The sequence below is a fragment of the Pseudorhizobium endolithicum genome, from assembly GCF_902153245.2.
GTDB lineage: Bacteria > Pseudomonadota > Alphaproteobacteria > Rhizobiales > Rhizobiaceae > Neorhizobium > Neorhizobium endolithicum.
The window spans coordinates 85,625-111,599 of the sequence record NZ_CABFWF030000001.1 but is presented as its reverse complement, the minus strand read 5'-3'; the positions used below and the strand labels follow the sequence as shown (position 1 = coordinate 111,599).

Here is a 25,975-nt window from a genome sequence, read left to right as displayed (position 1 = left end):
AGGCAAGCAATGAACGTCAGCCGGCCATACCCGCCCAAGGACATGACTGAAGATGTGTCGATCCGGTTCGAGCCGGCGCTTGATCTTGTCGAATGGGCTCGCGCCTCGTTCATCAACGATGACGCCGACCTCCTGAATGAGGATCACGCTCACCTTCGCGTCGCTCATATCGGCGCGCTATGGACCAATGTTCCCAACGGGAGACATGGTCGCCGGATCGTCGGTCAGTGTGAGATGGGACTGCCGCCTGCCGGCAAATGGTCTCGTGCTAGGATCGAATTGCAGTTGCAGCAATGGTTCGGTGACGTGCCAGACTTCCTGCTGACCTTCGACGCTGAGTATGCTTCCACATGTTCGGACGTTGAGTTCTGCGCCCTGGTCGAGCACGAGCTATACCACTGCGGCCAAGAGCGTGATGCATTCGGCGCACCGAAGTTCCGCAAGCTCTCCGGTCTCCCGGCGTTCACGCTCAGGGGACACGACGTTGAAGAGTTCGTCGGTGTCGTCCGGCGTTATGGAGCAGACGCCGCAAATGTTCGTGCTCTCGTAGATGCTGCGAACCGCGGGCCGGAGATATCAAAAGCGAGCATCGGCCATGTGTGCGGTACGTGTCAGCTGCGCGTAGCCTGAGTTGACGGGGCCTAGACGAGACAATGGCAAAGACAAAGCTCACCGATGAGGTGAAAACCTACATCGTTCAAGCTCTGGCATGCTTCGACAGCCCATCGATCGTCGCTGGCTCAGTCAAGAAGGAGTTCGGTGTCGACATCAGCCGACAGCTGGTCGAGACTTACGACCCGAACAAAAAGGCCGCCGCAAAGATTTCGGACAAGTGGCGACTACTCTTCGAGGAGACCCGCAAGACCTTCCTCGAAGACACTGCATCCATTGCCATAAGTCACCGGGCGGTGAGATTGCGTGCTCTCCAGCGAATGGCTGACAAGGCCGAGACGCAGGGCAACATGGTGTTGGCATCCTCGCTGCTGAAACAGGCGGCTGAGGAAGTCGGCGGCAGCTACACGAACCGCCGCGAGCTGACGGGAAAGGATGGGAAGGACTTGCCGGTGCCAGTATCGCCGGTGACGATCTTCCAGTTGCCCGACAATGGCAGGAGCTGAGGCGGGCGCGGCAGCCCAGACAATCATCCGGCCGCAACCGGGGCCACAGACGGCGTTCCTAGCATCAGCGGCTGATATTGCGATCTACGGCGGTTCGGCCGGCGGCGGCAAGACCTGGGCGCTCCTCATGGAGCCGCTGCGCCACATCGCAAACTCGCAGTTCGGCGCGGTCTTCTTCCGTCGTTCGACGGTGCAGGTCCGGAACGAGGGCGGCCTGTGGGATGAGAGCGAAAAGCTGTACCCTTCGATCGGCGCCAGTCCGAAAGAACATGTTCTGCAATGGAGCTTCCCCTCTGGGGCTTCTGTCTCGTTCGCTCACCTCGAGCATGACAAGACGGTCCTGAACTGGCAGGGCTCGCAGATTCCTCTCATATGCTTCGATGAGTTGACGCACTTCAGCGCGAAGCAGTTCTGGTACATGGTTTCGCGTAACCGCTCGATGTCGGGCGTCCGGCCTTACATCAGGGCTACCTGCAACCCTGATGCTGATAGCTGGGTTGCCGAGTTCATCGCGTGGTGGATCAATCAGGATACTGGTCTGCCGATTCCGGAGCGCGCCGGTGTCCTTCGGTGGTTCGTCCGCATAGGGGACGCGATCATCTGGGCAGACAGTCCGGAGGAGTTGGCGCATCACACCGCGCCGGATGAGGACGGCGTTGACAGACCGATCCCGCCTAAGTCGGTGACGTTCGTCCCGGCGAAGCTGACGGACAACCGCGCGCTGATGGCGGCGGACCCGAGCTATCTGGCAAGCCTCATGGCCCTGCCGACGGTGGAGCGGGAACGTCTCCTCGGTGGCAACTGGAAGATCCGGCCGGCGGCCGGTCTCTACTTCCAGCGGGCCTGGTGCCAGATCGTTGACGCCGCGCCGCATGATATTCGTTGGATGCGCGGCTGGGACTTGGCCGGTACGCCGAAGACCGAGAGCAACGACCCCGACTGGACGGCCGGTACTCTAATGGGCAAGACGCCCGACGGCCGCTACTTCGTCGCAGATCATCGACGCGATCGGCAGTCGCCGGCCGGTGTCGAGCGCATGATCAAGAACACCGCGGATGGCGACGGTAGGCAGGTTGCGATTTCGTTGCCGCAGGATCCGGGGCAGGCCGGCAAGAGCCAGGTCGCAACCCTGACGAAGATGCTGGCAGGCTTCAGCGTTCGCTCGTCTCCGGAGAGCGGCGACAAGATCACGCGCTTCAGTGGCTTCTCTGCTCAGGCCGAGGCGGGCAACGTGTTCGTGATCCGCGGACGATGGAATGAGGACTGGTTCACGGCCTTGGAGAGCTTCCCCGAGGCAACCCATGATGATGACGCCGACAGCACGAGCCGTGCCTTCAATGCGCTCATATCGTCGCCGCCGGTGACGACGACAACAACGGTGAAGGGGCTGTACTAATGCGGGCGGGGCGGTTCGTCCGACGCAATCGAGATGATCCCACGGCCTTCGCAGTCCATGCACTCGACCCGGTTGAATACCCCAGAGCCAGCGCAGAGTAGACAGATCTCCGCCGCCAATGGATTTGGGCTCGCCTGTCTTTGGTGAACCAGCGGCTGTTCCGGCATTTCACCGGACGTTTGATGCTCGGTAGTCATGACATCCTCCCAGTGCTTCGCGCGTAACCAGCATTCCCCGGCATTGTTCCGGCCACACGAGGTTCTGAACTGATGACCGATGCCGTCGACACCAAGCACCCATCCTACATCGAGCGTGCCGACGAATGGTCGCTGATGCGCGACACGACGGCCGGCGAGAAGGAGGTGAAGGGGGCGGGGACACAATACCTGCCGCAACCCTCGGGCTTCTCTGCCCAGGCTGACGGCGGAAGGGCACTGTACGACGCCTACCAGAAGCGGGCGCAGTTTCCCGAAATCGTCCATCCGACGATCCATGGAATGGTCGGCGTCATCCACCGTACCGAGGCGCAGATCGAAATGCCGGCGGCAATGGAGCCGCTTTGGGAGAAGGCGACGAAGGACGGGCTGCCTCTTGAGGCCTTGCACCGGCGGATCACCGCGGAACTGCTGACCACTGGTCGCTATGCGCTTCTCGCAGACGCTGCAAGCGAAGGATCGGATTTGCCTTGGCTCGCCGGCTATACCGCAGAGGCCCTGATCAACTGGTCCGACGATCGGACGATGTTCGTCCTCGACGAGAGCGGATTGAAGCGTGAAGGCTTCCGCTGGGAGCAGGAGCAGCGCTTCCGCGTGCTGGAGATGAAAGACGGCAGCTACACCGTCCAGACCTACACCGGGAGCGAAAGAACCCCGGGTGACGAGGTAACGCCGGCGGGCCGCGGCAACACGAAGCTGCCGGAGATCCCATTCGTCGTGATGGGCGCACGTGATCTTTCGCTGGCTCCGGAGCTTCCGCCGCTGCTCGGTGTCGCCCGATCGGCCATCGCCCTCTACCAGCTCTCCGCGGACTATCGCTGGCAGCTATTCATGACGGGGCAAGAGACCCTCGTCGTCATCAATGGTGATCCACCCTCGGCCGTAGGGGCTGGGGCGGTTATTGCCATCAAGCAGGGCGACCAGCAGGGCACGCCCGACGTGAAGTATGTCGGGCCGGCCGGCACTGGCATTGCCGCTCATCGCACGGCGATCCTGGACGAAAGACAGAACGCGGCTCAGTCCGGCGCCAGGCTGTTCAATAGCTCGGAGACGAAGACGGCGGAGAGCGGTGACGCGCTCCGGATTCGGTTCGCTGCCGAAACGGCCACGCTGACATCAATCGCTCTCGCGAGCGCTCAGGGGCTGGAGAAGGCGCTGCGGCACATCGCAGTCATGATCGGGCAAAGCCCCGACGCGGTCACGGTGAAGCCGAACCTGTCGTTCGTTGATGCCACGCTCACACCGCAAGAGGCCGCTTCGCTTGTCTCGCTCTGGCAGAATGGCGCGATCTCCTATGAGACGCTCTACGAGAACCTGCAGCGTGGCGAGATCACCAGCGCTGAGCGGGATCACGAGGCGGAGATGAAGCTCATCGATGAGGAGCGGTTCGGGAACGAGGAGGAACGGCAGGCGGTGATCTCATAGGTGCGTCCACTAATCATCATTCCGGCCGCTCAGGGCTTGGTCTCCGTAGTGCAGGAGAAAGATAGACCGAACCACGCCTTCCGGCATGTACTTTAACAGTCTAAATTCCTTGATGTACTTTGAGAGCTTGCCCGACTCCGGCATCAGGCCGTTAAACCCGATCAAATGGAGGTCGTCACTACTCAGTTGGGCTCGAACGGCATTCGCATAGAAAATCCTATCCGGCTCGGTAATCGACTTCTCTTGTGAGATCAACTTCAAGATGTTGAACAACGTACGAAAGTAAGTACCTAGGCCCGCCTCATCACGTTGATGAACTACTTCTCTGTAGGCATCAGCCAAGTCCGTGGCTGATGCGATGTCCTCGGTTCCCTTACTCGCTCGGTTGCGGATTGTAGAGGCGAAATACGCAATTGCCTCTGCTCCAGTGTAGGCCACAGCACTAGGCTTCACCTTCACGCCTTGCCTCAATTCGCGAAGCAGACCTAGGAGCTGAAAGAAGTGACTCTCAAACCGCTGACGGTCCTGATCCATTTTCTGTTCAGCTGAGGCTTGGCGCTGAAGTCGAAGGGTGGCGACTACGCCTATTGCGGCGCAGCCGGCGAAGAGGCTGCTCAACGCGCCGAATGTATCACCCCATTGTCCAAGGGTCGCCGAATCCCACTCAATGGAAAAGCTCTGAATAACAGGTTTTTGAATAACCCAAGCTAACCAGAGTGTTATCGCGATAACTCCTGTGACGATCGTCCATCTGCTTCCCATAGCCTTCCCCCTCGCAACCCGGAGTGAGACTATCGGGCGAAAGTGAACGAATGGAAAAAAGGAGAAAAGGCCGACATTGTGATGCTGCGCGTGCGTTTGGACAGCGTCCCTTTCAGAGCCATCGGCTTAGTTGAGATATTTGATGATGGTGTCCGCCCAGTGCCCTAGAGCACTTGAATCGTTCCAGACCATCCACAAGCCGATTGCCAGGGCGATCAGCAGCGCAACACCGATCAGCTTTCGGACGACGAAGACCACCAGCCAGAGCACCACAACCGCAATCACGCCTGTGATGATTAGTGAGTAGAGGTCGTCCGGCATGGTCGGCTCCTGAATCGTCTGAACTGCTCTCATATCTTTCGCCGCCTCAGGGCGGCTTTTTCATGTCCGGCAGTGACCGGGCACAACCAAGGAGAAGGCCAGTGGCCCTTAAAGCGATTATCGACAGCCTCGACACTGTCGAGGAACAGTTCCGCTCGCTCTACGAGGATAAGGACGGCAAGTTCGTCCTCGCCATCGAGGGCATCGAGTCCCATCCCGGCGCCGCGGCGCTCAAGTCCGCGCTCGATCGCGTCCGCGGCGAGAAGCGCACCCTCAGCGAAAAGCTGACGGGCGCCGAAAGCCGGCTGGAAGGCCTGCCGGAGGATTTCGACGCCGACGCATACGAAACCCTCCGCACCCAGGCAGAGGGCAAAGAACCGCCGAAGATCGAAGAGCGCCTTACCGCCCAGAAGACGCAGCTCGAGGCGAAGTTCGCCAAGGAGCGCGAGAAGCTGGAAGAGCGGGCAAACAAGCTCGACAGCACGCTCCGCCGCGTCATGGTCGATGATGGCCTGACGAAGGCGCTGCTTGATGCCGGAATTGACAAGACCTTCCTCCCGGCCGCCAAGGCGCTGCTGAAGGAGAAGGGCCAGATCAAGCTCGTCGAGGACGACGATGCCATTCACGTCTTTGCCGATGATGGCGTCAACGACCGCACGCCGCTCACCGACTACGTCCGCAACTGGGCCGGTCAGGACGAGGGCAAGGTCTTCGTCGCGAAGCCAACCGGTGGCGATGCGAAGGGCGGCGACGGCCGGCAGTTCAGCGACAACCCCTGGGACACCAGCAACGGCAAGAAACCGAACCTGACCAAACAGCAGCAGCTCATCCAGGAGAACGCGGTGAAGGCCCGCCAGATGGCCCAGGCCGCCGGCGTCACTCCCACCTGGTAACACCGGCGCCAGTGGCGCCACCGCAGACGAGGTCATGCCCAGTGGGGTGACCGAGACCATCCACCCCACATCCTCCAAATGACAGGAGCCTCGTTATGGCAACAACGCGCCTGAGCGACGTCATCTATGGCCCGCTCTTCCTCCCCACGACGATCCAGCGCATTGCGCAGCTTTCGCGCATCCGCAATTCGCCCATCGTCTCCACCGACGCTGAGCTTCAGCGTTTCGCGAATGGCCCCGGCGATCTCGTCCAGATGCCGTTCTGGAACGACCTGACCGGTAATTCGAACGTCTCGACGGACGATCCGGCTCAGACGGCCACGCCGAACAAGCTGACGCAGGGCCAGGACATGGCCCGCAAGATCCGCCGCAACAACGGCTGGCAGTCGGCAAACCTCGTCGCCTCCATGCTGGCGGAAGACCCGCTCGACGCAGTGGCTCAGCTCATCGCTGAATACTGGGTTCGCGAAGAACAGCGGATCATGGGCGAGCAGATGCGCGGCGTCTTCGCTTCGGCCGGCATGGCGGGCAACGTCCTCGACGTCGCTTCGGAAGACGGCGCGGTCTCGCCCGTCAATCTGGATGCCGAGATCGCGGCCAATGCCTATGCCCTGCTGGGCGAGTACGGCCAGACTCTGTCTGCCGTCCTCATGCACTCGCGGATCTTCTACAATCTGCGTGCTGCTCGTGCGATCGAGAAGTTCAAGGATCCGGCTACGGGCCTCGACTTCGACATGTGGGACGACAAGATCGTCTACGTGTCCGACCAGTGCCCGCGCGAGCCAGGCGACACCTCCGGCTTCAAGTACACGTCCTACCTCTTCGGCAATGGCGCCATCGGCTATGCCGAGGCCACCGGCGAGGGCGGTCCGAAGAAGCCGGTCGAGATCGACAGCGTTGCGGCCGCCGGTAACGGTGAAGGCGTCGAGACCGTCTGGTATCGCCGCCACTGGGTCATGCACCCCCGCGGCGTCTCGTTCTCCGGTACGCCTGCGTCGGCATCCGGCGTGACCGATACCGAGCTTGCCACTGGTACGAACTGGACCCGGGTCTACGATCCGAAGCTGGTTCGCATGGTCGCCGTCGTCACGAACGGCTGAGGGTAGGGGCTTCGGCCCCTCTCCATTCACCCCTCAATCTGGAGAAATGACAATGACTGATCATAAGAATGATCCGCAGCTTGCGGAGGCGATCGCTCGCCGTGATGAGAGCCGCGCGCAGATCCTGCGCTCCCGCGCCAATCGCCTCGGCGGCGATGCTACCGAACGTCTCGCCAGCGCCTTCGAAAAGATGGCGGAACAGGCGGAAAAGGCTGCTCGGCAGTCTTCAACCGCTCTTTCCAGCATCGAGCCGATCAAGCCCGATCCGGAGGGTACGAGCAGGCCGCTGGCCGACAGCGAGGGCAACTTCGCGGCCAATGCCGAAGTCTCTGCCGTTGGCGGCATCGGCATCAAGGCCAGCAACACCGACCTCTCCACCGGCAAGCCGGCACAGACGATCGGACAGGCTGGCGAGGCAGTTATGCCCGGCGCTCAGAAGATCGTTGGAGATCAGCCGGCCGGCGGCACTGGCAATGGCGGCACTGGCGATACCGACGAGCGGTCCAAGGTCGAGATCCCGGCCAACTGGAAGGACCTCACCTGGCAGGAGCGTCGGTCTCTCGCGTCCAAGCTCAGCGACGATCCGGTAAGCAATGGTGAAGAAGCCAACACTGCGATCGAAGCTGAACTGAAGCGCCGCGGTTGAGCAAGGACCGCGTCATCTGGATCGATCGCGGCTGGCAACCGGTCGCGATCGGTTTCGTCCCATCCCAGGCGGCCTGGGACAAGGAAATGAAGCGGGTGCGGATGCCCGAGCCGTGGCCCGGGAAGGCTCACTGCGGCGGCTATACCCATCTCGCAGTCAATGACACTACGGGCGAAGCAATCATCTACGTCATTGTCTTCGAGGCCAGCGAGCGTAACGCACTGGAGGTCATCTCCACCATTGTGCATGAGGCTGTGCATGTCTGGCAGTTTCTTTGCCGCCACATAGGCGAAGACAGCCCGGGGATCGAGATGGAAGCCTATGGCATCCAAATGATTACTGAGGGCCTGATCAACGCCTATACCTCGACGCAGGGGAAGGGGAAGCAATGGCTATGAACTTTCGCCCTGCAGCCTTCCATGCCGTCCCTCACCGTTCAGCCTGGGCAGTGCGCCGCAGTGGTGCAGATTGCGTATTGGTGGCTGGGCTACGACGAGAAGCAGCCATTGCCGAAGCAATACGCCGAGCAGATGAGATCGATGCTCTGGCATACATCCACGATGGGACCGGACGCGTTGAAACAGTCCATGCCGCCAATCCAGATGTCGTCTCTGTGAACGTCGCGCTAAGGCAAGCTGTGACGGACACCGGCAAGCGATGCGAAATCACCAACCTCTTTGACGAAGAAGGCGACGAGACCGACGACGCCTCCGCCGCGGTCGCTGCCGTGGCGAAGCTCGCGGATGATCGCTGGCTGTCCGTCGACCTTACAGCCTTCGTTGGCACGGGAGTGAACTGATGTCAGAGCACTACGGCAATCTTCCGGCTGCGCTGACCTATCATGAGGACCGAGGCAATGCGGCGTGGGCTGCGGCAGGTGTCGACGATGCCAAGCGCACCGCGGCGCTTATCCGTGGGTCCCAGGCACTGGATGCCTTTTATGGTAGCCGGTACCCAGGCGTGATTGCCACCGTAGATCAGGATCTGCTGTGGCCGCGAAAGAACGTCACTTGGCGGGGACAGGCGCTTGCCGAAGATGCCACGCCGAAGCCGATCGAACATGCGGCCTATGAACTTGCGCTGCGGGAACTGGCGAAGCCGGGGTCACTGGCTCCCGACGCTGCGGCCGGGCCCCAGAAGGTTCTCACGCGAGTTGATAAGATCCAGTGGGAAGTCGTTGGAAATGCGACTGCAAGAGCAGTTTTGCCCATCGTCGATGGCATTCTCGCGGAGATCCTCACGCCGGCACCAACCGGCACCACCGTCACGACGCTCGCGAGGTTCTGATGGAGGACTGGAACGCTATCGCCGCAGAGGTGAGCGATGCCATCCGCTCCGTCTCCGACATCTCCCAACCCAACGGCTACCCGGTAACGCTGCGCATACCTGGCGAGGCAACGGGACCAGAGTGGGACCCGCAGCCGGGCGGGGGTCCGACCTACAAGACGCTGTACGCCGTGGAGGGGTTTCAGGAGGTGCGCGATGCCTCGGGTACCCTCATAGGCCAAACCCGCCACACGCTGACCGTCACGGCCGATCCTGACGCTGTGCCGATGAAGAGCCATCAGGTGGCGATCGGCGTGAGGGCCGAGGATGTGGCGGCGGACACGGCGTTCATTGAAATCATCGAAGTGAGGCCGCTGGCGCCAGCCGGTGTTGCCGTCCTCTACGAACTCGATCTGACTGTTTAACCCGAAAGGAACCGACATGGCGAAGATCAAGGTAAAGGTCATCAAGCCGTTTGAGCGCTACAGGATCGGTGACACGCCGGAACTGTCTTCGGTCAAGGCTTCGACGCTGGAGAAGATGGGGCTGGTAGAGCCGGCCACCAAGACAGCCGAAAAGCAGATCGCCAAGGCGAGCGTTCCGACCGCATGACCTTCGAAGAACTCCTCAACACCTATGAGCCTCGCCTTGCCGCGGCGTTTCGTGAAGGTGTTGAGGCCATCAAGTCTGCCATCGTGCTTCAGCGCGTGATTGAGCGTCTGGAGCGTGGCGACTTGAATGGGGCGATCGAGGCAATGATGCTGGAACCGGAGGCGTTCTCCGCGCTCGATCTCGCCCTCCAGGAAGCGTTCAACGCCGGGGGCATCAATGCCGTTGGCGAGTTGCCGACGGTGCGAGACCCGGAAGGCGCGAAAGTTGTCTTCCGCTTCGGTGTCCGAAATCCAGAGGCAGAGACCATCCTTCGTGAGTTGTCGTCCTCGATGGTGACACACATCACCGAAGATCAGCGCCAGGGTGTTCGCTACGCTCTGGAGCAGGGATTGCAGCGTGGGGCCAATCCTCGCCAGACGGCTCTTGATGCCGTTGGACGGGTGAACCGCGTCACCGGCAAGCGTGAGGGCGGCGTTATAGGCCTGACGCATCGCCAGATCGAATACATCGAACGGGCCCGCCAGAACCTTCTCTCCGGTGACCCGGACCTGATGAAGAAGTATCTGGACCTCACCACCCGGGATAAGCGCTTCGACCGCACGGTTCTAGCTGCCATCCGCGACGGGAAGGCTCTGAAGGCAGAGGATGTGCAGCGGATCGTCAGCCGCTTGAACGACAACAACCTCCGCCTTCGTGGTGAGATGGTGGCCCGTACAGAAACGATGATGGCGCTCGGCTCTGCCCGTGACAACGCCATTCGCCAGCAGATCAACGCCGGCAAGATCGAAGCGCGGGATGTGGTGAAGATCTGGCGCTCTGCCGGTGACAGCCGCGTGCGCCACACCCACAGGGCGCTCAACAATACGTCGGTCTCGATCGACGGCGTCTTCATCAGCTCATCGGGAGCCACGCTACGGTACCCAGGCGACCCGAGGGCGCCCATCAACGAGATTTCCGGGTGCAGGTGCCACGTCACCTATAAGATCGACTACATCGGCGCCGTGGAGCGCAGGTTCCGTGCTGAGGCTGCCTGATGGCGAAGCTGTCGTTCTCTGCGCAGGTAGCCGCCTTCGCTGAGAAGGTGCCGGGGGCGATCGAAGCGGTCTTCAAGGAGAGCGTGCAGGAAGTCGTGGAGGAGATGCAGAAGCCAGTCGCGCAAGGCGGCAGGATGCGAATCGACACCGGCTTCTTGAGGGCATCCTTGATGGCCTCGACTGCTGCGATGCCTCGGATCAATCCCGGTGCGCAGCCGAGTGAGGGAGGCTCATACTCCGCGGACTTCGGACAGATCGAAGCGGTGATCGCCGGGGCAGATGTGAAAGACACGCTCTATTTCGGCTACACAGCCGCATACGCTGGCTTTCGGGAGTTCGGCAGTAACGGACAGCCGCCCGACGCCTTCGTGCGATCAGCGGCTCAACAGTGGCAGGGGATAGTCGAGAGGCAGGCAGCAGAGCTCAAGCGTCGTCTTGGGCTTTAGCGTCATCCGATCGCTTCACCAACGCGGCCTGCAGGGTGAACAGCACCTTGCGGGCGGTAGCCAAGACGTTGTTGCCGAACTCGCTTGATCCGCTCTCCCGAGCCAACAGGTTCCACGCCTCGCTCAGCTTGGCATGAACCTGGTCATCGGTCAGGGGCGGCTTTTCAGACATCGATAGGGATTTACACGAATGGCCACTGGTGTGGAAGCGAACATCTATGGCGCGCTGTCGGCACGATTGGCTGCGCTCGTGTTCAATCCCGCGTGGCCAATCTCCTGGCCGAATATCGACTTTCCCGGGAAAGGTCCGGACGGGAAAGTGAAGCCAAAGCCGCCGCGATTTCTTGAGGTCAACTTTCTGCCAAACCGGACAGTAACGCGAACCCTCTCTCAGGGTCGCCAGCAGCACCGTGGGATCTATCAGGTGACGGTTCATCATCCCTCAGGTGAGGAGAGTTTGGTGAACCCCCTGCAGATCGCGGACAGAATCATCGCGCACTTCCCGCTCGGGCTCATCCTCGATCAGGGCGGAATCCGGCTGAAGATCTACCGCAAGCCCTACGCGATCCCGCAGCCGCCCCAGAACGGTTCGGTGACGGTCCCTGTCACAATCGGATACGAAACCTACCAGCCATAAAGGAGCATACCGATGGCTATTACCACGGCGACCGGCGCCAAGTATTTCATCGGGGGCACGACCTCCATCGACTACACCTCCGACGCCACTGCAATCGAAGATTTCGAGGCACTGACCTGGGTTCCGATTGGTGAGGTAGAAGACGGCGGAGAGATCGGTGACGAATCCGCTGACGTCACGTTCCAGTCTCTCAGCGACGGCCGCGTTCGCCATCTCAAGGGCGCCCGTGATGCCGGCACCATCTCCCTGGTCGTCGGTGATGACCCGCTTGACCCGGGCCAGATCGCGCTTCGTGCGGCCGAACAGACGAAGTTCCTCTACAACTTCAAGGTCGAGTACGAGGACGCTCCGAGCGCGGACTTCTCCAACAGCGTCGACTACTTCCGAGGACTGGTCATGTCGGCCCGGAAGCAGATCGGCGCCGGCGACAATGTGCTTCGCCGCACCTTCGCAATCGGGATCAACACCGAGATCCTGACCGTCGAACCTGCCGACACCACGCCGTAAGGAGCGCCTATGTTCGACCTCGAGAAATTCGAGCAGGAAGTCTCGTTCGACTTCGAAGATACCTTCACCGTCGAGATCATCCACCCCGTCACTCGTGAGAAGACCGGGCTGGAGATCGAGGTGGCATCCTACCGTTCGGAGCGGGTGAAGCGGATCCAACGCCGGCTTGCCAATGCAGCCATCCGCGAGAACCGCAAGAACCCGAAGAAGATCGGGACGGTGGAGGAGGTGGAGGAGCGGACGAACGAAATCGTCGCGGCTTCCGTCGTCTCTTGGAACATGACCCGCGGCGGCCAGGCTGTTCCGGCCACGCCTGAGGAGGTGATGAAGATCATCTCTGATCCGCGCTACTTCTTCATCGCAGAGCAGGTTGATGCTGCGGCTGACGAGGACGCGAATTTTACGAAGCGGTCGCAGAAGGCTTAATCGCCTACGCGACCGCGTTCTTCCTTCCTCGCCGCAGGAATGATCCGCCACCAGAGGAGCCTGAATTCGGGCTCCACATCTGGGGATGGTTCATCGAGCTCCATAACACCCGCCAGTCTGGCTTTTCTGCCAATCCAATCACCTACAGCGAGATTGAAAGCTTCTGCCGTTTGTCGGGGGCTGTCATCTCGCCGTGGGAGCTTTCCATCATTCGGCGGATCGATGCTGAGGTGCTTTCGGTCATCAATAAGACCGGCGGCCATAAGCGGGATGAGGCCACAGAGGCAGACGTGGCGGAATCCAAACAGCGCATCCGCGCGGCGGCGAAGAACCGACGTGTGGTCAAGCGCTCAGCTACGACCATAATCCCTTAGCGCCGGTCTCTTCCGCCTCTCTCGCGGAGTAGGAATAGGACCGTCCGACGATAACGAGGACTATCCCGGCAAGGAACGTGATCCCGCACAGACCCATCATCATAAGTGGGACTTCGGGACTGCCGCTGTATTGGCGGGTTAGCTCCCTCAGGAACCAGTAGTAGAACGCACCACTGGCGATCGGGCTGAATACGAACAGAGCGGCGCCGATCTTGCCGGCCGTCGTGAGTTCTTGTGATCCCGAAATGATGAACCGCTTTGTCATCCGTGCTCCCGAAGTTGGAGCGGGACGATAGCCGATGCTCGAAAGGTTAGTCCAGTGGCAGAACTTGCGACCCTGGGGATTGAGGCGAGAGCGGTAGGCGTCGATGACGCATCGCGTAAGCTGGAGAAGCTGACGGGCGCGGCACGACGCGCTGAAAGCGCTGTGGAGGGATTCGGACCCGCTGCGTCGTCTGCGGGGAAGATGGCCTCTCAAGCAGCGCAAGGATCCACGGCGCACGCTTCCGCTCTGAATGCAGAGGCTACAGCAGCAACCAAGGCTTCTGGTGCGTTGCGTCTCCACGCGCAGGCCGCCAACCAAAATCTTGCTGCAGTTGGTCGCTCTTCGGCCATGGCTCAGCAGAACGTGCGCAATCTGGCTTTTCAGTTTCAGGACATAGGAACGATGCTGGCCTCCGGTCAGTCCCCCTTAGTGCTCCTCGCACAGCAGCTCCCCCAGATCACCATGTACGGCGGCCAGTTGACGGGTGTAATGACGGCTTTGAAGTCGACCCTCGCCGGTCTCTTCAGCCCCCTTGGCATTCTGACCACGGCATTTGTCCTCGCCGGCAGCGCAGCCATCTCTTACTTCATGAGCAGCAAGAGCACTGCCGAGCAGGCGGATGAGGCTTGGAAGGCGCATGGCGAAATCATCAAGTCGCTGAAGGAGGCATTCGGTGAGGCGGCCGAGGGCTTGGACACGTACGTGCTCAAGAGCCACGCCGAACTTGCGGCTGCCGCTCGCATAGGCCTGTCAACGCTCAAAGCTGCGGCCGTAGAGGCCCGTGAGGACTTCGTTGACGCCTTCCTGCCGAACGGGAGCCTATGGGGGCGCCTGGCGATCGATGAGCAATTCCGTCCGTTCCAGAATGCGCTTGAGCAGTTCCGGGCATCTGCCGCCGCTGGTACGCCTGATTTCATCGGGCTTCGCAACGAAGTTGAGCGATTGGCTGCTGCTGATCCTCAAGGGCTTCGCGCTGCTGCTGACGAGATCATCAACGCCTCTTCCGCTGCTGCTGAGGCAGAACGCAAGGTAAAGGCTGCAGAAGATGCCATCTCGCTCATCGGAGGCACAGCAGCCGGGCAGGTGGGAAGCGTCAACCAGTTGACGAAGGCGCTCAACGAACTTGCGAACATCGCTGTCCCTGCGCTTTCTGATGCTGACCGGGCGCTCGACATTTACCGAAACGCCATCGCAGCATCGCAAGGCGCCGAAGACCGTGCAGCAGCTCGTGCCGCCTATGATGCTGCCCTCGGGCGTATCGGCAACACTGCAGAGGGAGCCGCACGCGAGCTTGGTGTGTCCGAACTGCCTACTCCCGGCCGCCGTCCTCTGGTCGAACTGGAGGGACTTCCCAAGGTGCGTGGGGGCAGCAGGGCAAAGAAGTCGCCCGGCGAGAAATACGAGGATATCGTCGCCAACACGAACAGACGCATCGCCAGCCTGCAGGCCGAGCAGCAGGCGCTGGGCATGACGGAGGAAGCGGCAGCTGCACTCCGATATGAGCAGGATTTGCTCAACCGGGCACAGCAGGCAGGCATCACTCTCTCGCCACAGCAGCAGAGCGAGCTTTCGGCTCTGGCGGGATCGATGGCGAGCCTTGAGGCAGCCACGAAGGCCGCGAAGGAACAGATCCAGTTCGTAAAGGACGTATCCCGCGGCTTTGTCGATGACTTCGTGTCCGGCTTGGCCAATGGCGAGGGCGCATGGAAGTCCTTCGCCAATGCTGCACTGAACGCCCTCAGCAAGATAGCAGACAAGCTTCTCGACAGTGCCTTTGATGGGCTGTTCGGCGGTGGAGGTGGCGGCCTTGGCGGAATATTCCGCGGGCTGTTCGGCGGCGGGTCTCAGTGGTCGAAAGCTGCATCAGGCAAGATCACGGGCCTCTTCGCCTCTGGCGGCTACACCGGCAATGGCGCGGCACATCAGGCTGCAGGTATCGTCCACGGCGGCGAGTTCGTCTTCTCGAAGAAGGCAACCGACCGGATCGGCGTTCGTAACCTCGATGCGATGCACAAGCGGGCGAAGGGGTATGCCAGCGGCGGCCATGTCGCACCTGTCATCCCCGCCAATAACAACGCAGGTGGAAGCGCCACGGGGCGAGCTGAAGGCGTTCACGTAACTGTTGGCGTGGCTGTGGACGATCAAGGCGGGCTGCAGGCTTACGTCAAGAACGTCACCCGTCAGGCCATCAGCCAGTCAGAGGCGAAGCTGCCGGATCGCATTGCAAACCTGCAGAAGCGGAGAGCAATCTGATGGCGGTTTTCGATCTGCCATTTGACGAGGTAGTCGAGTGCACCTTCACGCTGATGGAGGGCACCGTCTCCTCTGGCTTCAACCGGGGTATGGCGTTCAACATCAGTCAGGTGACGGACCCGATCTGGAAGGTGGCGATCGAGACCGCTCCGCTCGATCGGGAGGACCGGCAGAAGTGGCACGCCTGGAAGCTGTCGCTCAAGGGCGGCTTGAACCGCTTCCGCTGCTTCGACATCGGCCAGATGGCTCCGCTTGCCTATGAGGGAGCGCAGACACCGCAGGCTATCGCCTCAGGATGGGCAGGGAGCGCGACGGTTGCCTCTTTGGGTACGTCGGGTGCTCTGACGCTTGGCGGCGTTCCTGCGGGCTATATGGCCTCTGCTGGCGACCGGGTGGAGCTGAGTCAAGGTGCGGCGACGGCGCTCTATGAGATCATCGCCCCGGCCACAGCAACATCTGGCGGTGCACTGGCACTCACGGTGGCGCCGTTGCTCCATACCTCGACATTCACGGCTGCCGCTGTTGCCCGTCTGTGGCGTCCGCGTGCGCTGTTCATCATGGATCACACATCGTGGTCGCATCAGGTGGTGGCGAATCCTACTCCCGCAACCTTCGAAGGGTATCAGGTGCTGAGATGAGCGAGAAAGAACTGCAGACGATCACGTCGGATGAAGTCGGTGATCTTCCTCCCGGTGTTGTGCTCGCACCGGAGACGGAAGCAGAGCCGCAGCCGAAGCCGAAGTACGATCCCAATGACCCAGAGTTCCGCAAGGCCGTGATGGCGGTGGTTCTTGACATGGAACGTCGGCGGAGCCTTCGCTAATGCTCTCCACCGCAGTCAAGAACCTCTACAACGAGGGCCGCATCTCCACGCGGCAGATGATCCGGTTCCAGTTCGGCTCCGGCATCTACGGCTTCATCGCCCGCAACGAGCCGCTGATCTGGGAGGGCGTTGAATACAAGCCCTTTGGCCTGATCGAGGTTTCCGACATCGGCAGCGGCACGGGCACGACGGCAGATGGCAGCTTCACGCTGACGCTTGCCGAAAGCCCAGACGATGGACTGACGCCGGACGTGCTGGTGCAGATCGAAAACGAGGACTACCGCGACCGGCCGGTGCGGGTGATGGACGCGCATTTCCATCCCGATACCGGCGCGTTGCTTCAGGTGGAGACCGTTGCACGCGGCAAACTCGACGTGATCGAACATTCGATTGATGACGAGCGCGGCTACACGCTTCTGGCTCGCTGCGAAGGGAGCCAGCTTGACTACAGTCGCAAGAATGGCCGCATTCGCTCCACGGCAGACCAGAACCGTCGAGCCCCTGGAGATCTAATATTCCAGCATGGCGGGCAGTCTGGCCGCATCGAAATCTACTGGGGCCGAAAGGGAAGCACGCCGTCTAATGGCGGCACTGCCGGGTCATCGCCAGCTTCGCAGATCCAGAAATTCTACGCCCTTATCACCTCGCGGTAACAAAATGAGACACCCCGACTGGGAAGAACGCCTCAACGCAGTTGTGGCGAAGCATCAGGCATTGCCTGGCGAATGGGGTAAGTCCGACTGCTGGACGCTCACCATGGACGCCATACGGGCCGTCAGGGGCCAAGGCATCCTGACGAAGCTCGGCAAGTACAAGAGCGAGGCGGCTGGCTATCGCGTATTCGCCAAGGCCGGCTTCAAGACCGTCGAGGAGGCGCTTGCGTCCGTCCTGGAGCCGGTGCCTGTCCTGATGGCGCAGCGCGGCGATGTGGGCGTGATCGAGCGCGATGGGATCATCTCCTCGGGGGTCTTTACCTCTGCCGGGTTCGCTGTCCGCACGATCTATGGCCGCACCGATACAGTTGCCGGCAAGCGGGCCGAGACCATCACCGGCTACGACCTCCAGTTCTTCCCGCCCTCTGCGGTTAAGCAAGCTTTCCAGGTTCGATAGATGCCATTCATTTCAGCAATAGTCGGTGCTGTTGGCGCAGCGATCGGACTTGGCTCTGTCGGTGTTGCCCTGGCGAATGCCGCCATTGGCATTGGCCTCAACGTCGTCGTCGGCAAGATTCAGCGTGACCGGGCCAACAAGGCGGCGAAAAAGAACGCGGGAACGCAGTTCGAGCGCGAATACGGGGAGAACGTCAGCCGGAAGGTTGCCTGTGGCTACGTCGGGATTGCCGGCCATGATGTCTACGTCAACACCTACGGAAATTCGAATAAGCACCTCCAGCAGGTGTTCGCTTTGTCGGATTACCCTTGCGATGGCCTGTCTCGGATTTGGGCCGGGGGAAAGGAACTAAACCTCTCGCTCACTTCCGATGACGGCGTGGTGCAGCGGTATGGGATAGCTTCGGGCGACCTTGCGGGGCGCATATCGTTTGCTTTCTACCGAGGGACGCAAGGCGCCGCCGATGCCTCACTGGTTGCCAACTCCAACCCTTCAGGGCGTTGGACGGCGCAGCATCTGGGCAGCGGCATTTGCTACATGGTCGTGACGGCGACCTATGACCAGGAAAAGCTAAACAGCTTCCCCGACTTCTTCTTCGAGATCCGCGGCGCTCGCCTCTATGACCCGCGCAAAGATTCCACAGTCGGCGGCTCCGGTGGGCATCGGTGGGGAAACTACGCCACCTACGAGTTCACCGAAAACCCGGTGATCATGGACTACAACTACCGGCGCGGCTTCGTGTGGGGTGCCGACGCCTCCGGCCGTCCCGACATGTTCTGCGGCATGGGCATGGCGCCGGAAGACCTGCCGATCGACAAGTATGCTACGGCTGCCAACATCTGCGACGAGATGGTCTCAGGCGAGCGCCGCTACCGCTGCTCTGTCCTGCTCGACTGCGACGTGGACCACGGCGACAATATCGACGGCCTGATGCAGGCCTGCGGCGGGATGGTCATCGACAGCGTTGACGGTTCGTGGCCGCTGATCGGAACTGCGCAGCCCATCGTTGCGACCTTCACGGATGACGACTTGATCGTTGGTGAAGCCGTCCGGTTCCAGCGCCGCCGCTCCATGGCGGATCTGGTCAACTCCGTTGGCGGCACCTATCCGGAGCCGGCCAATATGTGGTCGCCGGCGGGCTACGACACGCAGACGAACAGCAGTCAGGTCGCGCTCGACCGGCGCACGAGAGACTTGCCGATCGACTTCCCCACGGTCCCGTCAAAACGGCAGGCCAACCAGCTTGCAGCGATCTACTACAAGGAGAACCGCTTCGAGGCGACGGCCGACATTGTGTTGCGGCCCTACTTCCAGGACATCCAGGTGGGTGACTGGGTGCGGTGGAATTCGGAACGGTACGGAAACCGCGTCTACATTGTCCAGAGCCGGTCTATCCGTGCCCTGACCAGCGATGGGCCGCGCAATGTGGCTCTATCGCTTCAGGAACGCGACGGATCGATCTATGCCGGCACGGGTGTTCTGCCTCCAGTCGTGCCGATCCCGAGCGGCGAGCCGGTCTACCTCAACGAACTGCCGGACTGGACGCCGATCCCGATCCTCGCGCAGGCGGACGACGGGCGGACCATCGCGGCCTTCCGCATGTCCTGGTCGCCGTTCGATGATGTGTCAGTGACTGGCATTCAGTTTGAGTGGTGGCCGACAGCAGAGCCAAACAACCGGTTCACGAAGAACGTGCAGCCGGACGTCACGATCACGCTCATTCAGGAAGGCATCGTTAGCGAGACGGAATACAGCTTCCGCCATCGCCTTATTGCCCCCGGCCGGGTCACGGTCTGGTCCGGCGTCAAGACGGCCACGTCGCTCGCCAGCGGCAATGCCGATCTGGAAGGCTACCTTGGCAACCTCAACAAGGAAGTGAAGGAGCAGTTCGAGAAGCTGTTCCAGGGCTTGGACGATGTCCGTCCCATCCTAGAGCGCGTCCTGACCGATCAGCAACTTCAGGGGGCCACATCAGAGGTTATCCGTCGCGGCCTGACGAAGGAGATCGGAGACGCAAGGGCCACCTTCACGGAAGAGATCTCCGTGGTCGTGAGCGATCTCGCGGCGGCCGTCACCTCGATCACCGAGCTAGACGCCGAGTTTGAGAGCAACAAGGCGACGGTCACCCAAGAGCTTGCCTCTGTCGCAACCGACCTCGATGCACTGGCAACGCAGATCACCGATGTTTACGCGGCGATTGATGACGGCTTCGCGCAGGGTCGCGTAGAGTTCCGTGCCGCGGCAAATCAGTCCGGAGTGGATGCTCGGTTCGCTGTGGCAATCAGGGGCGGCACCAGTGGCACGTTCCGCGAAACAGGCTTCTTCCTTGAACTCTACACACAAGGCGGCGTCCAGCGTTCGCGCTTTGCAGTCATGGCGGATCAGTTCGTGGTCACCAATGGTGCGACCTCGACGCTACCCATGGTCTTCGAGAACGGTGTCCTGAAGCTCCAGATCGCAAATATCGGGACCGTCACGGCGGGCCTCATCCAGAGCACGAACGGGAAGATGGTCATCAACCTGAACTCAGGCTTCATCTCGATATCGGACTAGCAGATGACAATCAGATTCACTGAGACTGCCGGACGCATCATTATCAGCAAGCCGGGATATGAAGCCTCCTCCGCCTTGCCAGACAGTCTCAAAATCTTCGACAGCAACTGGGGCGCCACGGGCATGCTGGCGTTCAGAGGGGCTGCACAAAAGATACTGGGGCAGCAGTTGGTGATCCCGTTCCCTTTCCCCCTTCACTATGTGCCGGCGGCAGAGGGGGCGAGGGGGTCGGTAACAAACAGTTCCTTGATAATCGACGCGGATGTGCCGACCCGCATCATCAACTGGCGGGTGTGGGCGATCTCACAATGAAAAGAACCGTTATTGGGAGCCATTTCGGGCAGACGGGCGTCTACATCAGTCAACCCGGCGATGATCTGGATAATCCTCAGAAAAGCCTGTTGCTCGATAGCCGCTTCTCGGAAACATTGAACGTCCACTTTACCGAACGGGTGCGCCTGAATTCCTCGGATAATTTCAACAACACCTGGCGCTATTGGATAATCCGAAGCTACCCGAGTATTGGCTTCAACCCGCAATACTATCTGGCTCTCGTCCTGTGGGCCAGCAACACGGTTAGGTACCCCTCCGGGATCTCCAGCGCCCACGGAAGACCGGTTGAAAATCTCCAAGTCTCGGTAGGACCAAGCAGCATATCGGTGGACATGAACATAGGTGGGGATGAGATGGATCTCGATCTGTTTTACGTCGTATACAGGAACCCGCTGTGAGTGAGCGGCTGTTCATGGGTAATGACAACGGCGCGTTCAAGTTGCGTGTAGCGAAGCCAGGGTTCGACGCGCGAAATGCTGCTATCGAGAATTGCCTGCTCCACGAAAACATGCGGCCGATGTCTTATCTCGCGCAGGGCTACGTGACGGTGGCCGGGGGCGGGAGCGCATCCGTGGCTCTCGGAATGGCGTTCTCCTTCCCTCCCGTCGTGATCCTCAGGTGCGCATCCAATCGGATGCATGGATGTGAAGCAGAACTCAATCTGAGCACCGGCATCCTCACGGTCACCAGCTATCTCGGCTACACCGACACGTTCAAGTACGTCGTCTTCATCGCCTAATCCCGTATCCAAAAGGCTCTCTTAAATGGCAACCTCCTACTACTCGACGGGGACCGTGTCCCTGACGAACGGCAGCGCCGTGGTCACTGGCAACGGTACGCTGTGGCAGACAGCGCTGATTGCCGGCGGAAACATCATCGTAGAGGCTGAGGGGAATATCCTGCCAATCGCCTCTGTCGACAGCGAGACGAAGATCACGGCCGAGCTTAAGTGGATGGGTGCCACTGGCAGTTATGGCTATGCGATCCAGCGCGATACGGCCTACCTGAAGACGCTGGACCGAAACAGCGAGACGGTCGCCTATCTGCTGGACGAGATACGCAAGGGAACGATCTTCAAGTATGACGCCAGCGGTACGCTCGCCGAGCGAGCCGCCTACAACGCACAGCCCAAGGGTTTCAGCTATCTCGTTCTCGCGGGGACCACGGCGCGACTCTACGTCAAAGCCAGCAATACAAGTGGCGACTGGCTTGGCCCGTTCAACTACGGCGCGGGTCCTGTGGGGCCAGCGCCGACCCTTGGCATCGGTACTGTCACCACCCGCACCCCGGAGCAGAGCGCGACGGCGTCTGTGTCAGGCTCCGGTGGCGCTTATACTCTGAACTTCGGCATTCCGCGCGGTGTCCAAGGCTTCAAAGGCTGGGCGATTGAGCCGGAAGTGGTGCCGCACGGCTCCAAGCAGGTTCTGCGTGTGGCAGATTTCATCGGCGGGGAGGGCGCAAAGCCGGCAGGCGTTGGTCTCTATGTCGGGCTCGGAGGGCTTGTCACAGACATTGAGGACGCCATCGACATCCGCGGTGATGTCGGACCGCAAGGCCAGCGAGGCATCACTTGGCGCGGCGCATGGGGCAGCGCCAGCGAGTACATAAGTGGCGATCTGGTTACGGATGACGACGCCGAAGGCCAGCCAGCCACGTGGATCGCCTCGACCACCAACACCAATAGCCGGCCCCGCGATAACCCTCTTGACTGGCAATACTTCCCCGGCTCCGTCCCGCGCGTGCAGGACTATGGCCTGATTACCGACGCAGCAGACATCACCAGAGATTACGGAGGCCTCGCAGCATGAGCGAAGCAATCAAGCGCCGTCGCGGCACGACGGTAGAGCATTCGACGTTCACGGGCCTCGAAGGCGAGATCACCGTCGACATCACGAAGAAAACGGCAGTGGTGCATGATGGGGTGACGCCGGGTGGATTCCCGCTGGCGAGGGCGGATCAAGCTGGCCCTTATCTAACCGTTGCCGATTATCTTATGGGCGCCATTGGCCTCCCGGAGACGATATTGACTGTGGGGGAGGCCGGCGCAGACGACGAGAACATACGCGAGATCGGGAACTATATTTATGATCCGGAAGACGAAGTCGCGCCTCACAAGCTGACCTACTCGGGGAACAAGGTTCCCTACGCGCAGGATCAGGTTTGGGTATTCTGGGCATCATCCCTTGATGGCAAGACATGGACGAAGCGCGGGAAGTTGGTCTCTCGTCCGTCAGAAGATCCTTACGTCGTGAGGCACAACGGCACCTATTATCTTTATGTCGAGGACAAGCAACCTATCCCATTCACCGGTATCCGGCTGTTCACGAGCACTGATTTTGTCAGCTGGACTGACAGGGGTCTGGTGCTGGACAAAGGTGTTTCGGGATGGGACAGCCAAGACGTGTCTAGTCCGACAGTAATCGTAGACGATGGCACTTGGTATATGCTTTTCGAGGGACGCTTTGGTGGCGGCATTGATCAGATCGGACTTGCTACGTCAAACGACGGCATAAATTGGACTAAGCACGCGTCTAATCCGGTTGTCGGTGCAAAGCAGTGCTGGCTTTGGTCTGAAGGTCACGTCCCGGATGACATCCGAAAAGTGGGATCGGAATTCGTCATGATTTCTCACCCAAAGATTAAGCGGGCAGCGTCTACGCCGCGATGGGTTTCCGGGATTGCGCTATCGAAAGATCTTATCAACTGGCGTGATCCAATAGGCCATCCCGTCAGCCTGCCGTCTCCTGCAGACCGAGCGACCGTTATGTTCTTTGAGCGAGACGGCGAGCTTCTGCTCCTTTGTGAGGACAGAACGGTAGGTCTCCAGGTGTTGAGGCCGTTGGGACTTTCTACGAATTATTCAGAGGCGGCCGGGAATAATTCTGGTCTCTCGTTAGGAACATCAACTTACACAACCGTCCCTCTCGATACCGTCGTTCAGGACTCGCAGCAGGGTTGGGATCTAGAGAATGATTGCTTTGTAGTACAGAGGTCTGGCCTTTACGACATTGATCTGTGGTGCGACGTGACCTCGAACGTGGGGGGTGGCAGGGTTGGTTGTCGCCTTCTGATCAACGAAGGGGAGTTCATCAACGGCCAAGTCTTGTGGATAGATTCACCTTCCGTAAGGGCCACACAGGTGATGGGTTCGTTCAAGGCATACTTGTTCGCGGGGGACCAGCTCCGAATCCAGGCTTATGCACAGTTGGGGAACACAGGCGAGGTTAGGGGGCGAATGTCTGTCCTACAGGTTCATTGATGTACTTGGCACGGCGCGAAGCATGCGTTAGTTGGCGTTTAGCCACAACCTTAGGGCCTGGGATTGAATTATCGACGGGAGATTGACGGGCTCCGAGCAATAGCGGTTTCCGCTGTCGTAGCCTTCCACATGCACTTGCCTTTCGGCGACACTATCTTCTTAAGTGGAGGCTATGTCGGCGTCGACGTGTTCTTTGTGATCTCCGGCTATTTGATAGCCACGCAGATTATACGGTGGCAATCGGCGGGCGAGTTTTCCCTAGGGCGCTTCTACGATAGGCGGCTTCGGAGAATCCTACCGGCCCTTTTCGTGATGTTGATCGTCTGCCTGCCTATAGGTTGGGTTCTGCTGCTCCCAGAACAATTTGCGCAATTGGCAAGGGCGGAGGTGTCTTCGGTTCTGCCCGTGTCAAACTTCCTTTTTTGGAGGGAAGCTGGATATTTCGCTGAGCCTACAGAGACTAACCCGCTGATACATATGTGGAGCTTGGCGGTCGAAGAGCAATTCTACCTGTTCTTCCCCGTTCTTGCGATCGCATTTGCATCGCGCCGATGGGCAATGGTAGGCGCTGTGCTAGTGCTGGCGGCGGCTTCGCTGCTTCTGGCGGAATGGGGTGCGGAAGCGGCTCCGTCCGCGGCATTCTACCTGCTGCCCTTCCGCGCATGGGAGCTAATGGCGGGCGCAAGTTTGGCATACTTGGAGACGATACGCGAACGTAGGACAGAGGGGCTGTCTGCAGGTTTTGCAGTCTCAGCAGGTATTGCCCTGCTCGCATGGTCCGTCATCGCCTTTGATCAAGAAACGAGACATCCAGGCTTTGCGACCTTAGTCCCGATCTTGGGAGCTTGCCTAGTTGTCTGGTTTGGCGGGCACAATTTTGGATCAGCACTCTTAAAGACCTCGCCACTGGTCTTCATTGGGTGGGTCTCATACTCGCTTTATCTCTGGCATCAGCCAATATTCGTGTTCGCGAGGTTGTCGAGCGTGAACGCTCTCGATCCTTTCGACTACGCCCAACTGACCGGTCTCTCTGTCGCCGTCGCTACTGCTTCGTGGGTGTGGGTAGAGCAGCGTTTTAGAAAGGTAGAACGGATTGGTCGGAGGCTCTTCTGCGGGACTGTCAGTGGAGCAGCAGGCGTCATCCTGGCTGGCTCAATAGCCATTGTCGCCGCAGCCGGCTTCCCCACGCGGCTACCTCCGTTGGTGCGCGAAGCCGCTGCGGTGACAAAGCAGGAGCGGCTGCTAGAGAAAGATGGCCGAGTTTGTTTTGGGCGGGAGTTTGAAGACCGGTGCTCGTTCCGGCCTGCTGCTGGCTTGGACAGTTGGATTTTAATCGGAGACAGCCACGCATCGATGTACGCTCCGGCGCTGAACGAGGCTCTTGAACGCGAGGCCAAGCCATTCGAGTTGCTTGCCTATAGTGGGTGTCTTTACGCCCCCGGGTTCACAAGGGTTCCTGACGCCGGATGCGGTAGACATAACACTCGTGTGCGGGAGTACCTTTTGAGCATCCACCCAGCAACGGTCGTGGTTGCAGGGAGATATGCCGGCTACATCACAGGTGAGCGGTTCGACAACAAGGAGGGCGGAAAAGAATCAGGCGGCAGAATTCCTATGGTTCCTGTTGACGGTTCCTTTGAAGATGAGGCGGATCGGGCTGCTCAGGTCTCACTAGGAATAACCCATGCAATCCAAGAGCTGGTGGACTATGGTCACCGTGTTGTGCTGATCTATCCGACGCCCGAAGTTGGTTGGAACGTTGTGTCAACGTTGGCAAAGATCGCACCGAAATCGAAAGTCCTTCTGGAACGATGGATTGAGACTGGGGGTATAACCACGTCACTTCAAGTATTCTCGGAAAGGAACCGAGAGGCGTATGCGGTTCTTGACGCTGTCACGGGTAGCAACGTCGTGCGGGTCTATCCGGAGAAGGCTCTTTGCGGCACCCGCATTCCCGAACGCTGTGTTGCCCATACTGATGATTCCGTCTTCTATTCTGATGACGACCATTTGACTCGCTCAGGCGTTGACCAAGTCGTTGGCCCATTGCTTCCGGTCATCGCCGGTCACAGCTAGAACGACTGCCCATCACCATTGCAGATGATGCAGGGCATGCCGGCGCCACCGCAGCAGCAAGCCTTCGGGCCGTTCCATGGCCGGTGGTGCGTCTCACACACCCAGCCGGTGTTGTCGCAGGTCTC

34 protein-coding genes are annotated in these 25,975 nt (G+C 60.2%); 30 read left to right on the top strand and 4 right to left on the bottom strand.

Translation table 11 applies throughout. The features are described from left to right. Positions 1-9 precede the first annotated feature (9 nt). The 4 genes from RTCK_RS00625 (at position 10) to RTCK_RS00610 (ending at position 4,154) form a co-directional block, all read left to right on the top strand. Positions 10-630 (top strand): putative metallopeptidase, encoded by a 621-nt coding sequence (locus tag RTCK_RS00625; protein WP_211181425.1) that lies wholly within the window; start codon positions 10-12, stop codon positions 628-630. Between the two features lie 23 nt (positions 631-653). Next, positions 654-1,118, top strand: coding sequence for a DUF2280 domain-containing protein (locus RTCK_RS00620; RefSeq protein WP_142590827.1), 465 nt, complete (start codon positions 654-656; stop codon positions 1,116-1,118). Continuing rightward, positions 1,105-2,514 (top strand): phage terminase large subunit, encoded by a 1,410-nt coding sequence (terL, locus tag RTCK_RS00615; protein WP_142590825.1) that lies wholly within the window; start codon positions 1,105-1,107, stop codon positions 2,512-2,514. Before RTCK_RS00620 ends, terL begins: the two co-directional genes overlap by 14 nt. A 269-nt stretch (positions 2,515-2,783) precedes the next feature. Then, on the top strand, positions 2,784-4,154 hold the full coding sequence (locus RTCK_RS00610) for a DUF4055 domain-containing protein (protein ID WP_142590823.1): 1,371 nt from the start codon (positions 2,784-2,786) through the stop codon (positions 4,152-4,154). Between the two features lie 9 nt (positions 4,155-4,163). Here RTCK_RS00610 and RTCK_RS00605 read toward each other — a convergent pair whose 3' ends face one another. Together RTCK_RS00605 and RTCK_RS00600 are read right to left on the bottom strand one after the other, a co-directional pair. Then, complete coding sequence (locus tag RTCK_RS00605) at positions 4,164-4,916, bottom strand: putative phage abortive infection protein (protein WP_142590821.1); 753 nt, start codon at positions 4,914-4,916, stop codon at positions 4,164-4,166. Between the two features lie 126 nt (positions 4,917-5,042). Then, on the bottom strand, positions 5,043-5,237 hold the full coding sequence (locus tag RTCK_RS00600) for a hypothetical protein (protein WP_142590819.1): 195 nt from the start codon (positions 5,235-5,237) through the stop codon (positions 5,043-5,045). 101 nt (positions 5,238-5,338) lie between these two features. On the opposite strand from RTCK_RS00600, the gene RTCK_RS00595 reads away from it, so the two are divergent. From RTCK_RS00595 to RTCK_RS00550, 10 genes are all read left to right on the top strand, one after another. Further along, the gene (locus RTCK_RS00595; protein ID WP_142590817.1) at positions 5,339-6,130 is read left to right on the top strand and encodes a hypothetical protein; all 792 of its coding nucleotides are present in this window, start codon (positions 5,339-5,341) and stop codon (positions 6,128-6,130) included. Positions 6,131-6,225: 95 nt separating this feature from the next. Continuing rightward, a complete protein-coding gene (locus RTCK_RS00590) occupies positions 6,226-7,230 on the top strand; it encodes a hypothetical protein (protein ID WP_142590815.1) in 1,005 nt (334 codons plus the stop codon). Between the two features lie 52 nt (positions 7,231-7,282). Continuing rightward, complete coding sequence (locus RTCK_RS00585; protein ID WP_142590813.1) at positions 7,283-7,876, top strand: hypothetical protein; 594 nt, start codon at positions 7,283-7,285, stop codon at positions 7,874-7,876. Continuing rightward, positions 7,873-8,274: a hypothetical protein gene (locus RTCK_RS00580; protein WP_142590811.1), complete on the top strand. Its 402-nt coding sequence runs from the start codon at positions 7,873-7,875 to the stop codon at positions 8,272-8,274. The genes RTCK_RS00585 and RTCK_RS00580 overlap by 4 nt, the downstream gene beginning before the upstream one ends. Beyond that, complete coding sequence (locus tag RTCK_RS00575; protein ID WP_142590809.1) at positions 8,265-8,675, top strand: DUF2188 domain-containing protein; 411 nt, start codon at positions 8,265-8,267, stop codon at positions 8,673-8,675. Before RTCK_RS00580 ends, RTCK_RS00575 begins: the two co-directional genes overlap by 10 nt. After that, entirely contained in the window at positions 8,675-9,163 is a 489-nt protein-coding gene (locus tag RTCK_RS00570; protein WP_142590807.1) for a DnaT-like ssDNA-binding protein, read from the top strand. Before RTCK_RS00575 ends, RTCK_RS00570 begins: the two co-directional genes overlap by 1 nt. Continuing rightward, entirely contained in the window at positions 9,163-9,567 is a 405-nt protein-coding gene (locus tag RTCK_RS00565; RefSeq protein WP_142590805.1) for a hypothetical protein, read from the top strand. Before RTCK_RS00570 ends, RTCK_RS00565 begins: the two co-directional genes overlap by 1 nt. Before the next feature lie 16 nt (positions 9,568-9,583). Beyond that, on the top strand, positions 9,584-9,754 hold the full coding sequence (locus tag RTCK_RS00560) for a hypothetical protein (protein ID WP_185927859.1): 171 nt from the start codon (positions 9,584-9,586) through the stop codon (positions 9,752-9,754). Then, a complete protein-coding gene (locus RTCK_RS00555; RefSeq protein ID WP_142590803.1) occupies positions 9,751-10,788 on the top strand; it encodes a phage minor head protein in 1,038 nt (345 codons plus the stop codon). Before RTCK_RS00560 ends, RTCK_RS00555 begins: the two co-directional genes overlap by 4 nt. Beyond that, entirely contained in the window at positions 10,788-11,234 is a 447-nt protein-coding gene (locus RTCK_RS00550) for an HK97-gp10 family putative phage morphogenesis protein (RefSeq protein WP_142590801.1), read from the top strand. The genes RTCK_RS00555 and RTCK_RS00550 overlap by 1 nt, the downstream gene beginning before the upstream one ends. Here RTCK_RS00550 and RTCK_RS00545 read toward each other — a convergent pair. Further along, entirely contained in the window at positions 11,212-11,406 is a 195-nt protein-coding gene (locus tag RTCK_RS00545; protein ID WP_142590799.1) for a hypothetical protein, read from the bottom strand. The genes RTCK_RS00550 and RTCK_RS00545 overlap by 23 nt on opposite strands. 18 nt (positions 11,407-11,424) lie before the next feature. Between RTCK_RS00545 and RTCK_RS00540 the strand changes: the two genes are divergently transcribed. From RTCK_RS00540 to RTCK_RS21255, 4 genes are read left to right on the top strand one after another with little or no spacing between them, the layout of a single operon-like run. Then, the gene (locus RTCK_RS00540) at positions 11,425-11,871 is read left to right on the top strand and encodes a phage tail terminator-like protein (protein WP_142590797.1); all 447 of its coding nucleotides are present in this window, start codon (positions 11,425-11,427) and stop codon (positions 11,869-11,871) included. 12 nt (positions 11,872-11,883) lie between these two features. Next, a complete protein-coding gene (locus RTCK_RS00535; protein WP_142590795.1) occupies positions 11,884-12,378 on the top strand; it encodes a phage tail tube protein in 495 nt (164 codons plus the stop codon). A gap of 9 nt (positions 12,379-12,387) precedes the next feature. Further along, positions 12,388-12,804, top strand: coding sequence for a hypothetical protein (locus tag RTCK_RS00530; RefSeq protein WP_142590793.1), 417 nt, complete (start codon positions 12,388-12,390; stop codon positions 12,802-12,804). Beyond that, a complete protein-coding gene (locus tag RTCK_RS21255) occupies positions 12,804-13,178 on the top strand; it encodes a phage tail assembly chaperone (RefSeq protein ID WP_456239058.1) in 375 nt (124 codons plus the stop codon). The genes RTCK_RS00530 and RTCK_RS21255 overlap by 1 nt, the downstream gene beginning before the upstream one ends. Here RTCK_RS21255 and RTCK_RS00525 read toward each other — a convergent pair. Beyond that, positions 13,159-13,443 carry a hypothetical protein gene (locus RTCK_RS00525; protein ID WP_142590791.1) on the bottom strand — a complete coding sequence of 95 codons (285 nt, stop codon included), beginning with the start codon at positions 13,441-13,443 and terminating at the stop codon, positions 13,159-13,161. The two genes, RTCK_RS21255 and RTCK_RS00525, sit on opposite strands and share 20 nt — an antisense overlap. A gap of 201 nt (positions 13,444-13,644) precedes the next feature. On the opposite strand from RTCK_RS00525, the gene RTCK_RS00520 reads away from it, so the two are divergent. The 12 genes from RTCK_RS00520 (at position 13,645) to RTCK_RS00465 (ending at position 25,850) form a co-directional block, all read left to right on the top strand. Beyond that, a complete protein-coding gene (locus tag RTCK_RS00520) occupies positions 13,645-15,696 on the top strand; it encodes a phage tail length tape measure family protein (RefSeq protein ID WP_268963114.1) in 2,052 nt (683 codons plus the stop codon). Next, a complete protein-coding gene (locus tag RTCK_RS00515; RefSeq protein ID WP_142590786.1) occupies positions 15,696-16,334 on the top strand; it encodes a hypothetical protein in 639 nt (212 codons plus the stop codon). Before RTCK_RS00520 ends, RTCK_RS00515 begins: the two co-directional genes overlap by 1 nt. Then, the gene (locus tag RTCK_RS00510; RefSeq protein ID WP_142590784.1) at positions 16,331-16,519 is read left to right on the top strand and encodes a hypothetical protein; all 189 of its coding nucleotides are present in this window, start codon (positions 16,331-16,333) and stop codon (positions 16,517-16,519) included. Before RTCK_RS00515 ends, RTCK_RS00510 begins: the two co-directional genes overlap by 4 nt. Next, complete coding sequence (locus tag RTCK_RS00505; RefSeq protein WP_235988431.1) at positions 16,519-17,172, top strand: DUF2163 domain-containing protein; 654 nt, start codon at positions 16,519-16,521, stop codon at positions 17,170-17,172. Before RTCK_RS00510 ends, RTCK_RS00505 begins: the two co-directional genes overlap by 1 nt. A gap of 4 nt (positions 17,173-17,176) precedes the next feature. Then, a complete protein-coding gene (locus RTCK_RS00500; protein ID WP_142590781.1) occupies positions 17,177-17,629 on the top strand; it encodes a DUF6950 family protein in 453 nt (150 codons plus the stop codon). Next, the gene (locus tag RTCK_RS00495; protein ID WP_142590779.1) at positions 17,630-20,182 is read left to right on the top strand and encodes a phage tail protein; all 2,553 of its coding nucleotides are present in this window, start codon (positions 17,630-17,632) and stop codon (positions 20,180-20,182) included. Positions 20,183-20,185: 3 nt separating this feature from the next. Further along, the gene (locus tag RTCK_RS00490; RefSeq protein ID WP_142590777.1) at positions 20,186-20,494 is read left to right on the top strand and encodes a hypothetical protein; all 309 of its coding nucleotides are present in this window, start codon (positions 20,186-20,188) and stop codon (positions 20,492-20,494) included. Next, positions 20,491-20,913, top strand: coding sequence for a hypothetical protein (locus RTCK_RS00485; protein ID WP_142590775.1), 423 nt, complete (start codon positions 20,491-20,493; stop codon positions 20,911-20,913). The genes RTCK_RS00490 and RTCK_RS00485 overlap by 4 nt, the downstream gene beginning before the upstream one ends. After that, complete coding sequence (locus RTCK_RS00480) at positions 20,910-21,254, top strand: hypothetical protein (protein ID WP_142590773.1); 345 nt, start codon at positions 20,910-20,912, stop codon at positions 21,252-21,254. The genes RTCK_RS00485 and RTCK_RS00480 overlap by 4 nt, the downstream gene beginning before the upstream one ends. 25 nt (positions 21,255-21,279) lie before the next feature. Beyond that, the gene (locus tag RTCK_RS00475; RefSeq protein ID WP_142590771.1) at positions 21,280-22,323 is read left to right on the top strand and encodes a hypothetical protein; all 1,044 of its coding nucleotides are present in this window, start codon (positions 21,280-21,282) and stop codon (positions 22,321-22,323) included. After that, positions 22,320-23,774, top strand: a complete 1,455-nt coding sequence (locus RTCK_RS00470) for a hyaluronate lyase N-terminal domain-containing protein (protein ID WP_142590769.1) — start codon at positions 22,320-22,322, stop codon at positions 23,772-23,774. Before RTCK_RS00475 ends, RTCK_RS00470 begins: the two co-directional genes overlap by 4 nt. A 63-nt stretch (positions 23,775-23,837) precedes the next feature. After that, positions 23,838-25,850 carry an acyltransferase family protein gene (locus RTCK_RS00465; RefSeq protein ID WP_185927856.1) on the top strand — a complete coding sequence of 671 codons (2,013 nt, stop codon included), beginning with the start codon at positions 23,838-23,840 and terminating at the stop codon, positions 25,848-25,850. The last annotated feature ends 125 nt before the right edge of the window (positions 25,851-25,975 follow it).

Bases quoted from the DNA above. Each gene is read 5' to 3' on its own strand.
- RTCK_RS00560 (WP_185927859.1), top strand. From the start codon at position 9,584: ATGGCGAAGATCAAGGTAAAGGTCATCAAGCCGTTTGAGCGCTACAGG.
- RTCK_RS00570 (WP_142590807.1), top strand. From the start codon at position 8,675: ATGTCAGAGCACTACGGCAATCTTCCGGCTGCGCTGACCTATCATGAG.
- RTCK_RS00585 (WP_142590813.1), top strand. From the start codon at position 7,283: ATGACTGATCATAAGAATGATCCGCAGCTTGCGGAGGCGATCGCTCGC.
- terL (WP_142590825.1), top strand. From the start codon at position 1,105: ATGGCAGGAGCTGAGGCGGGCGCGGCAGCCCAGACAATCATCCGGCCG.
- RTCK_RS00510 (WP_142590784.1), top strand. From the start codon at position 16,331: ATGAGCGAGAAAGAACTGCAGACGATCACGTCGGATGAAGTCGGTGAT.
- RTCK_RS00495 (WP_142590779.1), top strand. From the start codon at position 17,630: ATGCCATTCATTTCAGCAATAGTCGGTGCTGTTGGCGCAGCGATCGGA.
- RTCK_RS00470 (WP_142590769.1), top strand. From the start codon at position 22,320: ATGAGCGAAGCAATCAAGCGCCGTCGCGGCACGACGGTAGAGCATTCG.
- RTCK_RS00520 (WP_268963114.1), top strand. From the start codon at position 13,645: ATGGCCTCTCAAGCAGCGCAAGGATCCACGGCGCACGCTTCCGCTCTG.
- RTCK_RS00555 (WP_142590803.1), top strand. From the start codon at position 9,751: ATGACCTTCGAAGAACTCCTCAACACCTATGAGCCTCGCCTTGCCGCG.
- RTCK_RS00565 (WP_142590805.1), top strand. From the start codon at position 9,163: ATGGAGGACTGGAACGCTATCGCCGCAGAGGTGAGCGATGCCATCCGC.
- RTCK_RS00590 (WP_142590815.1), top strand. From the start codon at position 6,226: ATGGCAACAACGCGCCTGAGCGACGTCATCTATGGCCCGCTCTTCCTC.
- RTCK_RS00540 (WP_142590797.1), top strand. From the start codon at position 11,425: ATGGCCACTGGTGTGGAAGCGAACATCTATGGCGCGCTGTCGGCACGA.
- RTCK_RS00535 (WP_142590795.1), top strand. From the start codon at position 11,884: ATGGCTATTACCACGGCGACCGGCGCCAAGTATTTCATCGGGGGCACG.
- RTCK_RS00485 (WP_142590775.1), top strand. From the start codon at position 20,491: ATGAAAAGAACCGTTATTGGGAGCCATTTCGGGCAGACGGGCGTCTAC.
- RTCK_RS00610 (WP_142590823.1), top strand. From the start codon at position 2,784: ATGACCGATGCCGTCGACACCAAGCACCCATCCTACATCGAGCGTGCC.
- RTCK_RS00625 (WP_211181425.1), top strand. From the start codon at position 10: ATGAACGTCAGCCGGCCATACCCGCCCAAGGACATGACTGAAGATGTG.
- RTCK_RS00620 (WP_142590827.1), top strand. From the start codon at position 654: ATGGCAAAGACAAAGCTCACCGATGAGGTGAAAACCTACATCGTTCAA.
- RTCK_RS00505 (WP_235988431.1), top strand. From the start codon at position 16,519: ATGCTCTCCACCGCAGTCAAGAACCTCTACAACGAGGGCCGCATCTCC.
- RTCK_RS00500 (WP_142590781.1), top strand. From the start codon at position 17,177: ATGAGACACCCCGACTGGGAAGAACGCCTCAACGCAGTTGTGGCGAAG.
- RTCK_RS00490 (WP_142590777.1), top strand. From the start codon at position 20,186: ATGACAATCAGATTCACTGAGACTGCCGGACGCATCATTATCAGCAAG.
- RTCK_RS00605 (WP_142590821.1), bottom strand. From the start codon at position 4,916: ATGGGAAGCAGATGGACGATCGTCACAGGAGTTATCGCGATAACACTC.
- RTCK_RS00525 (WP_142590791.1), bottom strand. From the start codon at position 13,443: ATGACAAAGCGGTTCATCATTTCGGGATCACAAGAACTCACGACGGCC.
- RTCK_RS00575 (WP_142590809.1), top strand. From the start codon at position 8,265: ATGGCTATGAACTTTCGCCCTGCAGCCTTCCATGCCGTCCCTCACCGT.
- RTCK_RS00600 (WP_142590819.1), bottom strand. From the start codon at position 5,237: ATGCCGGACGACCTCTACTCACTAATCATCACAGGCGTGATTGCGGTT.
- RTCK_RS00530 (WP_142590793.1), top strand. From the start codon at position 12,388: ATGTTCGACCTCGAGAAATTCGAGCAGGAAGTCTCGTTCGACTTCGAA.
- RTCK_RS00515 (WP_142590786.1), top strand. From the start codon at position 15,696: ATGGCGGTTTTCGATCTGCCATTTGACGAGGTAGTCGAGTGCACCTTC.
- RTCK_RS00550 (WP_142590801.1), top strand. From the start codon at position 10,788: ATGGCGAAGCTGTCGTTCTCTGCGCAGGTAGCCGCCTTCGCTGAGAAG.
- RTCK_RS00475 (WP_142590771.1), top strand. From the start codon at position 21,280: ATGGCAACCTCCTACTACTCGACGGGGACCGTGTCCCTGACGAACGGC.
- RTCK_RS00545 (WP_142590799.1), bottom strand. From the start codon at position 11,406: ATGTCTGAAAAGCCGCCCCTGACCGATGACCAGGTTCATGCCAAGCTG.